Genomic DNA, 13,832 nt, shown 5'->3' with positions numbered 1-13,832 from the left:
ATGAGGACCAGCGTAATGGCGACAAGCAAGGTGTTCGATATTGCGCTCGGGATCGTCGTGATGGGTACCGTCGGGACTCTGATCGGTATGACCATGGGTGGCGGGCTGATGCCAGTCGCCATCGCTATTGGGATTACCCTTGGTGCGGTGATTGGCTTTCTGGGTGGGCGTAGATTTCTTGTCAGTATCCTGGTCGGCACTGTATCTGGTGGTGCGTTAGCCTGGGTGTTGGCCGGTGTCGAGTGGATCTGGGTTGGCGCCGGAGCAGGAGCTGCCATGGGTGGGTTTCTGGGTGTCCAGATTTCAATGTTGCTCGACGTGCGTGCTGCGAAGAAGGCGGCGTCGGAACAAGCTGAAACGTCGCCATCCTATCGGTAGGTCCGTTGGATTAAAGAGGTATTCGTGGAAAACAAGGGTGTCTTAGTCGGGTCCATCGTCTTTGTATTTACATCGTTCTTTCTCATGATTGGCCTGCTGGCCTATGAGTCCTATAAGGCAAAGCAGATGAAACAGCTCGCGGCATCAGTGAAGTCAGAAGCTCGACCGACGGCGAGCGGTCTGCCTTCTCAGGATTTCTCGATGTATAAGACGAAAATAGGAGATGAGGGCCGGGAGATGGTTCAGATCCCGGAAGGTCCGTTTACGATGGGGAGTCATGATGGTGATCCGGACGAGGTGCCAGAGCATCAGGTCTACCTGAAGGGATTCTACCTCGACCGAAAAGAAGTCACACAAGAGGAGTATACGCGGTTCGCGAAGATGACCAAGCGAGCGATGCCGAGAATCGAGGTATTCGATGATGATCAGTCGAAGGTTTTGAAACCGGAGTTTGCGGTGATGAGTGTCTCGTGGGACGAAGCGGTAGCCTACTGCAAGTGGGCCGGCAAGCGATTGCCCACGGAAGCTGAGTGGGAGAAGGCTGGGCGTGGCGAGAGCAAGCGAAAATATCCGTGGGGGGAGAAGTTTGTTACGGCTGCTGCCAATGTCGACGGCAGCGAGGACGGATATAAATACATCGCTCCGCCTGGGTCGTTCGACGGGGGACGAAGCCCCTACGGCCTCTACGACATGACAGGCAATGTCGCTGAATGGGTCGAGGACTCCTATGACGAACACTACTACAAGAAGTCACCATTTAGAGACCCTAAGGGACCGGAGAATGCTGATCTCAAAGTTGTGCGCGGCGGCTCATGGCGAGAAACAGAACATAATGCAAGACTGTCAAAGCGGTTTACCGCGAAACATTGGCGGACGGATGTCACGATTGGTATTCGCTGTGCAAGCGATCTTGATCTAGTAGGAGGGGGCTCCTGAGTCTTAGACCGGCATGCTGGAATCGAAATTTAAATTCGTCTTTCTGCTCGTGGTACTGGCTTGTGCTGCCATGCCAATCGTCGCCATTATGCGTGGTACGATTTCGACTCCCTATGAAGCGCCGATGCCTGGAGCCAATGCTGACGTTGAGTCGGCACCCGAGAGTGTTCCCGGCGAGGAGCCTATTGCGGATGAGATGGTGACGATTCCGGCGGGGCCGTTTGTTCGTGGCACCGAGAGTGGGGGGTTCGATGAGGGGCCGCAGCGAACTATCCACTTGGACGCGTTTTCTATTGATCGGTACGAAGTGACGAATCATTACTATCAGCAGTTCATCTCGGCGACCGGCCATCGGAAGCCAGGGTTGCCTGCGCGTTACGCCAAGAGCGGTGGAAGGGTGAAGGGAACCAATCAGCCGGTCGTCTACGTCTCGTGGGATGATGCTATGGAGTATTGCCGCTGGAAGGGGAAGCGACTTCCGACGGAAGCGGAATGGGAAAAGGCGATGCGAGGCGGTGACGAACGGCTCTGGCCATGGGGGACCAAAGAGCAGGCCAGTGGTGCTAATTGGGCCAGGGTGCAGGATGGGTATGAGGTATCTGCGCCTGTGGGGAGCTTTCAGTCTGATACGAGCCCTTATGGTGTGATGGATGGAGCAGGGAACGCCATTGAGTGGGTGGACGATTGGTATGATGAGACATACTACAAGCGCTCGCCGGAACAGAACCCACCGAGTCCCGAGTATGGCACCTATCGGGTGCTTCGCGGCGGAGGTTATACGACGACCGGAGGTGATGTTCGAATTACCAGTCGAAGCAAAATGATGCCTGATTTTCGAGATGAGACGATCGGATTTCGCTGCGCGATTTCGAAGGCGGGAATGAGAGAAGAAGAAAAGAACAATCAGGATAAAGTTACAGAAGATCAAAGTGGTAGAGGATCAAAAACACGGCCAAAATGATATTGACAACCATTCCGACCAAAACTATAATGTCAAACACTTTTGAGTTTTTCGTCACGGTTTCTCCTGTTTTCTGAATGGAAATGACGAAATTTTGATAACACAGGGTCTTGTACCTGTCAAGTAATGCGGAATGCGCCTATTCTGATTTTCTATCATAAAAAACTATCTTAATCGGGAGTACGGTAACAATGGCAACGGCAGCCCCTGACAGCGAAATTAAAGTAAAAATCGGGAAGATGATTTTCTACATCACCTGTGCTGTTGGATTATGGTTTTTCTATTGGTTTGCCGGTATCCAGTGCCCCTGTTGAGTTGAAGGTCTTGTGTAGTTGCCGGGGGCGGTACAGTTTAATCAACAGCTGGACTTGGTGGCAGAGGAGAAGAAAGAAATGAGTGCGCTGAATAATCCTGTTGTCGCAGTGATTGTCTCTCTTATTATCTCGGTTGGGTACTTTGTTTTTGTCGATCACTACCTTATGGACATGCAGGGGTTGGATTTCTGGTACCTCTTCCGGAATTGAACCTCTAGAGGTTGTGGTCTGGCATTATCAGTAACTTGTGAATCTTAACGTAAGCGTATCAAGGAGGTATTCCATGGGCCTTTTAGCCGGCAAGCGCGTCTTTTCGATTATGGCGCTCTGCATGATGGTTGGCCTCCTTCTGCTTCCGATCGTCGTAGCGTTACCTTCACTGGCAATCGGTGAAGAGGCTCCTGCTGGCGATGCGGCTAAGAAGGATGGAGACAAGGTTGAAAAGGGTCGAGATGTCTATTACAAAACCGAGGGCATTGTCGTCGGTGCTCCCGCCCCTAAAACGGTGGATGGTCCCAGGGACTACCCGCGATACAACTTTGAAAGCCGTGTATTGCTCTGGTTTGCCAATCAGCAGCATCTATATTATGGCAGCTTCGTATTGGCCGTGCCGATCTTCTGCATGATCATCGAGTTCATGGGTGTCGTGACGAAGGATAAGGCGCTCGCCAAGCGCTATGATCAGCTGGCCTATGACTTCATTAAGATCAGCCTGACGGCATACTCTCTCACGGCTATCCTTGGTGGTATTCTCATCTTTACCTTTCTGACCTTATATCCAGCGTTTTTCTCTTATCTGTCAGGTATTTTCCGTCCCGTCATGCATATCTATGCATTGATGTTTGTGGCCGAGAGCGGAACTCTTTACATCTACTATTACGGCTGGGACAAGATGAGGGAGGGGTTCCTGAAGTGGATTCATCTGAGCATGTCGGTGATCTTGAATATCATCGGCACATTGCTGATGTTCCTGGCGAACTCCTGGATTGGTTTCATGATGTCGCCTGCTGGCGTCGATGAGCAGGGGCGGTATCTTGGAAATATCTGGCATGTGATCCACACTGCCTTATGGAACCCTCTCAATCTGCATCGCATTCTTGGCAATATGGCATTCGGCGGTGGCGTTGTCGCTGCCTATGCTGCCTATAAATTTTTGGCATCTAAGACCGATGAGGATCGGGCTCATTATGATTGGATGGGCTACATTGCCATGGCGCTCGGTGTGGCATTCTTGATCCCGTTGCCATTTGCAGGCTATTGGCTCATGCGAGAAGTGTATGCCTATCGTCAGCAGATGGGCATCACGCTGATGGGTGGTCTGCTTGCCTGGCTGTTTATTATCCAAGCTACGATGATTGGGATTCTGTTTCTGAGCACGAACTATTATCTCTGGCAGGCAATGGGCCGCATGCGTGGTGCCGAAAAGTACCAACGCTATATTAAGTACCTTGTTTTCATCCTTGCCTGCGGATACATGGTCTTTATTACCCCTCACACCATGGTCATGACCCCGGCTGAATTGAAGGCCATGGGAGGGCAGCAGCATCCCGTTTTGGGAAATTATGGAGTCATGTCGGCGAAAAACGGTGGGATCAATGTCATTATTACAACCACTGTACTGAGTTTCGTCTGGTACATGAGGGGAAACAAAGTTTCCACCGTATCGTGGGCGAAATTCGGTAATATCTTTATGGGCATATTTTTCGGTGCCGCCTACTTCAATATTATTTTTCTAGCGATATATGGATATTACATTCCAGCAAACGTTCGCGTTGGTTTGTCTGTTCCTCAGGTGGCGACCACACTGTCGTGTCTATTCTTTATGTTTGCTCTCAATAGCGTGATGATGCAGGGGGCTAAACAAATAGGGCCGATTGAGTGGGGAAAGATTTCAGCCCGCTCTCAGTATGCGCTCATTATGTTAGCAACGGCCTTTACTTGGATGATGGGTTTGATGGGTTATATTCGCTCGTCAGTCAGGCTCTTCTGGCACGTCAATGAGATCATGAGAGATAACTCGCCATGGGCGTACACTCATACGGTGGGATTTGCGGCCAACATGATTTCATTCAATGTTTTGTTTTTTTGGATCACGATCCTATTTGTCTTCTGGCTTGGCAGCTTGGGTGCGAAGAAGGTTCCGGTTGAATCTAAGGCTGGAATTCCTGGCGGTGTCCCGCAGCCGGCAGCCAGTCATTAATGGACGTTGGTTATTGTTAGTCGGCTCAATGGTGGGGGCTCAGTCCACGCGTTGTAGCTGTAGGAGGTCAAGACCTTGGGTAACATGATTGCAGAGGCACTCTCCATGGGCTGGATGGCGTTCGCTATCCTGGCCGGGTTATTGGTTTATTTTCAGGTATCGATCAGCGATCCTGCAGCAAAGAAGCGCGCAGTTTTCAAAACATTCATCGGCATTATTGCGACGTTTTTGCTGTTTATGGCTATCGCGAACTATGCGAATAATTTCTACGGTCAAAATCGGCTTCTGCCAGTATCACTGGTGATTATTACGGTAAGCACCTTTGTTATGGCGCTGTATTTCACCAACCTCAGTGCTCTCTTGAAGATCGGGGGGCTGATGTTCTTTGTCGCTGCGTTTCTATCCGGCTATGGAAACTGGCTTCCTCAAGTCGAGGGTGGTTTCCCGCCGGTAGAGGAAAAGAAGACGTGGGATTCGATGACCCCACAACAGCTAGCCGATGAAGGCGAAAAGATTATCTTTGGCGGTGTTGGGAAGAATAAAGAGCAAGGCGCAATCGGGAAGGGCCAATGTCCGCTTTGCCATGCATTCCATGCTGGTATGTTGGGTGAACGAGCACCAAACTTAGCAGGGCTCCCTGGACGAGGGAAAGAACGAATAGAGGATCCCAAGTATTCCAAGGGTAATCCTTCCAAGAGGGATTATGAGGTGAAAGAGGCTTTCCCAGGCTCTGGAACTGCAGAAAATGGGCAAGAGTACATTGCGGAATCGCACGCATGCCCTAGCTGCTATGTGGTCGCTGGTTATGGGGTAAAGGGAACGAATGACAAGCAGAGTCCTATGCCTTCTATTCATAAGCCGCCTATCTCCCTCAGTCTTGCAGAGCTTGCGGCTGTGGATACTTGGATGTATTTGCGTGAAGGAATAGATGCTCCGTCGTTTGAAGAGATTGTAAAGTCGTACGAGAAGTTTGTTCCAGAGGCAGATCGTCCTAAGCAGGCCGATGAAAAGCCTGCGGGAGCCACATCCCTGATGGCCGATGGAACAGAGCCGATTGACCAGATTTTTGCCAAAGGGCAATGCATTTCATGTCATACGATCCCTGGCATCCCAGGAGCGGTGGGCACCATCGGGCCTAAACTGGAAGAAGGGACAACAGCTCCGCAGCGTATTAAGGATCCTACTTATAAGGGAACAGCCAAGTCACCTGCCGAATACATTATGGAGTCTATTGTAGACCCCAGTGCCTATGTGGTGAAGCCGTTCCCAGATAACACGATGCCCAAAGTCTTTGGACAAAAGCTGAGTGCTGGCGCGTTGAAAAAAATTGTCGATTATTTATCTCAGGTGAAAACCGGATCGGCTCCACCAAAAATATAGTAGCCTCCGAGTGTTTGTCATGCGGAGAGTAAAGGGAGTTTGCCGATGAAAGCGTTGATGTCGCTCGGTGCCCTGATCGGAGTGGCTGGTCTTCTCCTTCTGGGCGGAATGGTTCTTGATGTCGTTCCTTCAACCTACATACGGTTGGTGGAAGGCTACATGCCGATTCAAATGCTGCTCGAAGTGGCATGCTATGTGATCGGCTTTACGGGATTGAGCTATACGTTGAATGCCATGGGTATGGCTATTCCACGGTTTTGGCAGGGCATTGGTTTCTGGGTATTTTTTCTGCTCTATCTGAAGTACCGTATGTACCCGCCTATCCCATTCAGCGTGCGAGCCATGTATGGCACAGTGTCATTGGTGGCAGTTTTCATGTGGGTCTCCGCAAGTGAAGAGGACTGGCAGAAGTTTAAGCAACCCATCATGAACGTTCTTGATGCTCAGACAGGGGGGAACCGGCTCTTGCGGTATCTGTATCTTGTGCTCCTGCCGATCCTCATCGGAGGATTTTCATTTAATGCCATGATGCCAAAGTCTGAGGAACCAATCGAATTACGAACGGTTCATCCAGCACCGCCTGCAAGTACGAAGGTCCACGGGAAGACCTATACGTTACAGACCTCTCAGAACCCCTATCGTGTGAATCCAGAAGGGAAATACGATCAAGAGTTCACGAATGCCAATATTGTTGAACAGGGCATGGGGCGTTTGATGAAGCCCAATGCCAACCCGTGGGATGATAAGAATCAGGGCTACCTAAAGTATGTGCGAGAGGGTGGTGAGATATTCTTTCAGAACTGCCATTTTTGCCATGGAGATAATTTGAATGGTCGAGGGCTCCACGCCTTTGCCTTCAATCCAATTCCGGCAAACTTTACGGATCCTGGCACAATCGCACAGCTGCAAGAAACATTTATCTTTTGGCGTGTTTCGAAGGGTGGAATTGGGTTGCCCAACGAAGGATTCCCCTGGGCATCAGTTATGCCGCCATGGGAGCAACACCTGACGGTTGATGAAATTTGGAAGGTTGTGTTGTTTGAATATTGGCACACTGGCTACTATCCGCGAACCTGGGATTAGTCGCCATATTCCTTAAGAATGCCAAACTAGACATAATGAAGATTATGAGGCCAAACATGATGGAAAGTATAACTCAGAAGGCCGGGATCATCGCGGCTGCTGCCTTCGGAGTGGTTCTAGTGTCGAGTGCTGGGTATTCGTCGGTTTCTGCTCAAGGGCTTCCCGAGGGTTTTAAGAAGGGTGATCTTGCGCCTGAACCGTCAGCAGAAATGATTGAAGCAGGGAAGCGAGTCTATTTCACCAAGTGTGTGTGGTGTCATGGAGTGGATGGAGCCGGTGATGGACCTGGAGCCGACCGGCTTTGGCCACGCCCGCGGAATTTTAATCAAGGCACATTCAAAATTCGCCATACAGCAAGCGGCGAACTCCCACTTTTCGATGCTAAGAAACCTGTAGCTGGACAAAATGATCTGTTTGAAACGGTCACGCATGGATTGCCGGGTTCTGCCATGCCACCTTGGGAAGGGATTTTGAGCGAGGAACAGCGCCTACAAGTCCTCTCTTTTGTTACGACCCAACTCGTGAAAGACCGAAAGTTTACCGATAAGCAGTCAGAAACACAGACGATTTTACAACTAGCTGAACTTAAGCCTAAACCAGCCACTGACGAAAGTAAGAAGCGGGGAAGCGAGTTGATCGTCGAGAGAAAGTGTGTCGAATGTCATGGAATGGAAGGGCGTGGCGATGGAAACGCCTTCAATCTAAAGGATGACTGGGGTTTCTCGATCCAACCGGCCAATTGGCATAAGTGCTGGAACTTCAGGGGGAGTCGTCAAGATCCGTACAATGTCGCCAACATCTTTCGTACTTTTTCTACGGGTGTAAATGGCACACCGATGCCATCGTTTGCTGATAACACGACTGTCGATGAACGGTGGGATATCGCCAACTTTGTCAGTTCGCTGTGTGAAAGGGATACATTGGGTAATCCACTGCCCATTGATCCCTTAACCGATAAGCCTAAGATCAACTTCGTCATCCCCTCAGATCTCGTTGAGGGGGAAATCCCGGCTGAGATTGAGCATGAGGCTTGGCAAAAGGCTCCAAAGCGGCTTGTGGCCATGGGGGGACAGATCACCCATAAGCCAAGAAACTTTGTTAATCGAATCGATGATATCTGGGTTCGGTCGCTCTACAATGACAAATATATTGTCTATCTCCTTGAGTGGGATGATCGAACGAAGAGTGTCGCCGAAGGGAAGCTCCCTTGGGCTCCAACCCAGGTTAATATCGATGTGAAAGAGCAGGACCCCAAGACTGGCGAGGAAGGGTCCATCGCGATGAAACAAAACAATTACACCGTCTATAATGACGCAATTGCTATTGAGACGGCGGTGAAGTGGAAAGAGTTGCCGGCTCCAATTAAGCCTCGTTATCTCTTTGGGACGAACGACCAGTACCCTATGGATATCGTGAAGTGGGAAGCTGACGGCTCCCTTCGTGCTTTTAAAGGTACAGGCTGGGATAAGGATTTTGAAGAGCGCGATAATTACGAAGAGGCTATGAAGCTCGTAAAGAGCGAATGGAAGAATGGTCGCTGGTATGTCATGATTCAGCGGCCCGTAGGAAATAAAAAAGACCAGGATTACGATGAAGACACCTTTTTTGAAGTGGGTCAATATATTCCCACTGTCTTCTTTGCGTGGGATGGTCACAATGGTGATGCAGGACGAAAGATGGCGGTGTCCGCATTTTACTACACCTTTATGAATCCACCGGTTCCTCAGGAAACGTACATCTATCCAGTTGTTATCGCTGTTGGAGTGGTACTGCTGGAGGGTTGGGTTCTGACTCGTCGCGCAAACAGGAAAAAGGGAAAGACGCTGTAGCGTTTCATCACGCCGCGCTTCAGTGCAGCAAGAAGATGGAGGGGGTGGGGAAACCTGCCTCCTCTTTTTTTTAGACAGGGTACGTTCCTATGATCACTGATGTGACAGGTGTTCTGCTGGCTGGCGGAAAAAGTAGGAGGATGGGAGAAGACAAGCGATTCATCCTTGTCGGTCAGGAGACTCTCTTTGATCGGAGCTTGACGGTTCTCCGTGAAGTGTTTGAGGCGGTCTGTGTCGTCATCGCTCAAGATAGTCCGCCCCTGCAGGCGGACGTGCCGGTAGTCCGTGATCTTATTCCGGACTGTGGGAGCCTTGGTGGATTGTATACGGGGCTTCGACTGGCCGAGACCCAACATATCTTCGTCGTGGCCTGTGATATGCCATTTCTCAGCTCACATGTCATACGGCATATGGTTCAACTGAAGGATTCAGCTGATATTGTCATCAGTCGGTGGGCGACTCGTCTTCAGCCAACCCATGCGGTCTATGGCCGAAACTGCCTTCCAGTTATTGAGGAAATGATGACCCTCCATAATAAGAAAATTCACAGTATGGTGGGTCATCCTGCCCTTCGCGTCTGTGTGGTTCCCGAAGTGGAGATCAGACAGATCGATCCCGATGGGCGCTCCATGTCCAACATCAATACGCCGTCGGATGTGGAACAGGCTCGATCAGTGTGTGGTCCTGGTACGGGGAGTGGGTCGTAGTGTGTAGGGATGACAGGTGAAACGGACCGTCCTGATCATTCATCCCGGTGCACTTGGGGATATCCTGCTGGCTATCCCAGCGATACAGAGTCTGAGACTGAAGTTCCCCCAGTATGAAATTGTGCTCATAGCTTCTACCGCGGTGAGTCGACTCCTATTAGAATGTGGGGTGATCAGCAATGGCCTTCCATTGGAAGGCCACGTATGTCTGAGGCTGTTTTCAAGGACCGTATCGATCTCCAGGGAACTCTCTTCATGCGTGAACCGTTGTGATCTTGCTGTGGCCTGGATGGAAGATAAGGAAGGCATGCTTGGTGCTTTCTTCCAGGAGTTTGGTGTGGCCAAGGTTCAGATTCAGTCGCCATTTTCCACGGGACTACGTGCAACGCATCAGAGCGACCGTTTTCTTGAGACGCTGGGTGAACCGACCAGAGATAGTGTATCGGAGAGAATGGTACAGGTTCCCCCGCATCTCTTGGAGCGGGGGAAGGACTCTCTTGACGCGCTGGGGATCTCCCAGGAGCAATCGTTGGTTCTTGTGCATCCAGGGAGTGGAAGCGTTCACAAGCGCCTTGAATCCAGAAAAATGGCCTCGCTGATTGAAGGGTTGTGGGAGAAGGGGATGTATCCCCTCATCGTGGAGGGGCCAGCTGATCAGGATGCCGTAGCCCAGACACTGCATTTTGTGAGTAGGGCACCCCGTGTGCTCAGAGGCCTTGATCTGTCGCAGCTGGCAGGAGTGTTTGCGCAGGTGGCTTTGTATATCGGTCATGATTCAGGTGTGACTCACTTGTCTGCTTTGTTGGGTGTGCCGACCATCGCTCTATTCGGTCCTACGGATTACCATCGCTGGGCACCTCAGGGTCATCATGTGACGATCCTTCGAGGTTCTCCCTGTATCTGTGAGTCGTGGGCTACCGTTAAAATGTGTGAGGGGAAGCCCTGTCTTCAAGTGCCGATCGAAAAGATTCTGATAGCATCGGGACTTGCGATACGGAGGGCGAGTAGTGCAAACCCTCGTTATTCCACGTGAACCGCCTTGTCTCTGCCCAATTCCATATGATAGATTAACAAGCTAATTTCCTTTTTTGGTAAGGACTTAGAGGAATTATTGTGTCTCAAGGATTTGTGCAAGAGAGGGTCACAACGGCCCTACTTGGCGCTCTCAATGGCGCGAGGCAAAAGGGGCAATTGAAGACGGCGGCGTGGCCCACGCTGAGTCTTGATGCGCCCAAACGGCCAGAATGGGGCGATCTCGCTTCCACAGTCGCCATGTCATTAGCCTCATCTGAGCACAAGGCCCCTCATGATATTGCCCAGATCATCGTAGACAACATTCCTCAGCGAGAGCAGCTGTTTGATCGTGTTGAAATCGTTCGTCCCGGTTTCTTGAATTTGACGGTGAAACCGGCTCTCTGGCAGGAGGTTCTTCGTGAAGTTGAGTTGCAAGGAGCTCGTTATGGCCGGACAGCTGTCGGGGCCGGCCGTCGAGTGTTGGTTGAATATGTGAGCGCCAATCCAACCGGGCCGTTGCATGTTGGTCATGGCAGGGGGGCGGCGGTCGGGCAGGCGGTCGTTCGATTGCTGGATGCGATCGGATACGAGGCCGTCAGCGAGTACTATATCAACGACGCCGGTCGCCAGATGAAATTGTTGGGCGCGTCCGTGTATGCCCGTTACCAGGAGTTGTCAGGGCAGACGATCGCGTTTCCTGAGGATGGCTATCATGGTTCCTACATCACATCGCTGGCACAGCAGCTCAAGGAGGAACTCGACCGAGTCGCAGGTGAACTGACTCCTGCTGACCTTGAAACTCGCTGCCGATCCCTTGCCTATCAGAAACTGCTGGGACTCATCCGTGACGATCTTAGGTCCTTTGGAATCGAGATTCAATCCTGGTTCAGCGAAACGTCGCTTCTCGAGTCCAAAGCTATCGAGTTGGCTCTGGAAGAATTGAAAACCCGCGACCTCCTATTCCAAGAGGATGGTGCCTGGTGGTTTCGGGCATCCACGTATGGTGACGAAAAAGACCGTGTCGTCAAGAAGCAGGACGGGGAGTATACGTATTTGGCCTCCGATATCGCCTACCATCATGACAAGCTGAGGCGTGGCTACGATCTGCTGGTCGATGTCTTTGGTGCCGACCACCATGGGTATATCCCGCGTATGGAAGCCGTCATGCAGGCCTATGGACATCCCAAAGATCGTCTCCATGTCGTGCTGGTCCAGTTGGTGAAATTATTGCGAGATGGAGTCGAAGTGAAGATGTCCAAGCGGACCGGGGAATTCATTACCATGCGGGAAGTCCTCGATGAGGTCGGAGCGGACGCCGCGAATTTCTATTTTCTCATGCGCGACTCCAATACGCATTTGGAGTTTGATCTGGAGTTGGCGAAGCAACGGTCCGCCGACAATCCGGTGTACTACGTTCAATATGCCCACGCGAGAATTTGCAGCCTGTGGCGTGTCGCATCCGCCAGGGGGATTGCCCGTCCATCTGCGGAGGGCACAGACCTGACAGTGTTGATGGATCCTGATGAATTAGGGTTGATCAAGAAGCTGTCCTCTTACCCTGAAGTCGTCCAGGCGAGTGCTCTAGCTTTTGAGCCGCACCGTGTGACGTACTACCTTCAACAATTGGCGGCGCTTCTCCATACGTTTTATAACAAACACCGTGTGTTGCCTCCCGAACTCGATCAAGAGAACAAGGAGTCGGCCTCTACTGAAGTGCTCACATCCAAACGGACGGCGGCGCGACTGGTTTTGATGGGGGCGGTCCAGCAGATTCTTCAAAATGGACTCACCTTGCTCGGCATCTCAGCGCCGGAGCACATGTAGCGGATCAGACCCCGTAGAAGATGATGCAGTACCACGTTCAACATTCCGATCGGCACTCCAAAGGGCGCGTCGGCCTGCTCACGACCAGCCATGCAGAGGTCGAAACACCGGCCTTCATGCCAGTTGGCTCGTTGGGTCCCGTCAAGGGGCTCGAACCGGATGACGTGAAGGATCTTGGGTTTCGGCTCATCCTCAATAATGCCTATCACTTGTACTTGCGCCCTGGTCATAAGATTGTGGCCGACATGGGGGGGCTTCATGCCTTCACCGGCTGGCCGGGAGCGATCCTCACCGACAGCGGGGGGTTTCAGATTTTCAGTTTAGCGAAGTTGTGCGAGATTACCGACGAGGGGGTCACGTTTCAATCGCACATCGATGGCTCGACGCATGTCCTGACGCCAGAAAAGGCGATAGAAATCGAAGAGGCGTTGGGTGCCGATATCATCATGGTGCTTGATCAATGTGTGGCGTTGCCTGCCGGTCGAGCGATCATCCAGGACGGTGTGCGCCGAACTCAGCTCTGGGCGGAGCGCTGTCAGGCAAGCCGGCGACGAACGGACCAGGCTTTGTTTGGCATCGTCCAGGGTGGATTGGAACCGGACTTGCGGGTAGCCTCGGCGAGGGACCTCGTGAAATTGGGGTTCGACGGCTACGCGATCGGCGGGCTGTCGGTCGGAGAAGGGAAGCCCGACATGTATGCGATGCTCGATGTGACGGTTCCGGAGTTGCCGGCAAGCAAGCCTCGATATCTTATGGGGGTCGGACATCCGGACGATCTGCTTGAAGGGGTGGCCCGGGGTATCGATCTCTTCGATTGCGTCGTCCCCTCGCGTCATGGCCGAACAGGCTCTCTGTTTACACGCACCGGTCGGGTTGTCATCAAGCAAGCACGGTATGCGGAGGATGAACGACCGATCGATCCTGAGTGCACCTGTCCGGTATGCCGTCGATACTCACGGGCTTATTTGCACCACTTGTTTATGGTCAAGGAAATGCTGGGAGCCCGGCTCAACACGATTCATAACTTATGGTATTTTTCCGAATTGATGCGCCACATACGGGAAGCCTTGCGAGAGGGAACGTTTCCTGAATTTCGGGACGCGTTTTATCAGAACCACACCCGACAGGCGGCCATAGCTGGTCTAGCGGAGCGTGAAGAACCGTGTGGAAAATTGGATGGGAACGGTCACATATAGAAGAAGGGGA

Annotated in this window: 12 protein-coding genes; all 12 read left to right on the top strand. The window is 51.7% G+C overall.

The window, feature by feature from the left end; all coding sequences use genetic code 11:
* Positions 1-15 precede the first annotated feature (15 nt).
* The 12 genes from E8D52_03590 (at position 16) to tgt (ending at position 13,822) form a co-directional block, all read left to right on the top strand.
* Entirely contained in the window at positions 16-378 is a 363-nt protein-coding gene (locus E8D52_03590) for a hypothetical protein (protein TKB70143.1), read from the top strand.
* 24 nt (positions 379-402) lie between these two features.
* Positions 403-1,314, top strand: coding sequence for a formylglycine-generating enzyme family protein (locus tag E8D52_03585; protein TKB70142.1), 912 nt, complete (start codon positions 403-405; stop codon positions 1,312-1,314).
* Positions 1,315-1,327: 13 nt separating this feature from the next.
* Positions 1,328-2,275, top strand: coding sequence for a formylglycine-generating enzyme family protein (locus E8D52_03580; GenBank protein TKB70141.1), 948 nt, complete (start codon positions 1,328-1,330; stop codon positions 2,273-2,275).
* A 332-nt stretch (positions 2,276-2,607) separates the two neighbouring features.
* Positions 2,608-2,799 carry a hypothetical protein gene (locus E8D52_03575; protein TKB70140.1) on the top strand — a complete coding sequence of 64 codons (192 nt, stop codon included), beginning with the start codon at positions 2,608-2,610 and terminating at the stop codon, positions 2,797-2,799.
* 73 nt (positions 2,800-2,872) lie between these two features.
* Positions 2,873-4,789, top strand: coding sequence for a cytochrome ubiquinol oxidase subunit I (locus E8D52_03570; protein TKB70139.1), 1,917 nt, complete (start codon positions 2,873-2,875; stop codon positions 4,787-4,789).
* Between the two features lie 75 nt (positions 4,790-4,864).
* A complete protein-coding gene (locus E8D52_03565) occupies positions 4,865-6,169 on the top strand; it encodes a nitric oxide reductase (GenBank protein TKB70138.1) in 1,305 nt (434 codons plus the stop codon).
* A gap of 45 nt (positions 6,170-6,214) precedes the next feature.
* A complete protein-coding gene (locus tag E8D52_03560) occupies positions 6,215-7,252 on the top strand; it encodes a cytochrome c (GenBank protein ID TKB70137.1) in 1,038 nt (345 codons plus the stop codon).
* Positions 7,253-7,308: 56 nt separating this feature from the next.
* Positions 7,309-9,081, top strand: coding sequence for a c-type cytochrome (locus E8D52_03555; protein TKB70136.1), 1,773 nt, complete (start codon positions 7,309-7,311; stop codon positions 9,079-9,081).
* A gap of 89 nt (positions 9,082-9,170) precedes the next feature.
* On the top strand, positions 9,171-9,788 hold the full coding sequence (locus E8D52_03550; GenBank protein TKB70135.1) for a molybdenum cofactor guanylyltransferase: 618 nt from the start codon (positions 9,171-9,173) through the stop codon (positions 9,786-9,788).
* 16 nt (positions 9,789-9,804) lie between these two features.
* Positions 9,805-10,821: a glycosyltransferase family 9 protein gene (locus E8D52_03545; GenBank protein TKB70134.1), complete on the top strand. Its 1,017-nt coding sequence runs from the start codon at positions 9,805-9,807 to the stop codon at positions 10,819-10,821.
* Positions 10,822-10,901: 80 nt separating this feature from the next.
* Positions 10,902-12,626, top strand: coding sequence for an arginine--tRNA ligase (locus E8D52_03540; protein TKB70133.1), 1,725 nt, complete (start codon positions 10,902-10,904; stop codon positions 12,624-12,626).
* Between the two features lie 20 nt (positions 12,627-12,646).
* On the top strand, positions 12,647-13,822 hold the full coding sequence (gene tgt / locus E8D52_03535) for a tRNA guanosine(34) transglycosylase Tgt (GenBank protein TKB70132.1): 1,176 nt from the start codon (positions 12,647-12,649) through the stop codon (positions 13,820-13,822).
* Positions 13,823-13,832: the final 10 nt, after the last annotated feature.

It is taken from the genome of Nitrospira sp. (assembly GCA_005116745.1).
Lineage (GTDB): Bacteria > Nitrospirota > Nitrospiria > Nitrospirales > Nitrospiraceae > Nitrospira_D.
Note: the sequence above shows the minus strand (reverse complement) of the source record. Positions and strands in the feature narration are given on the sequence as shown.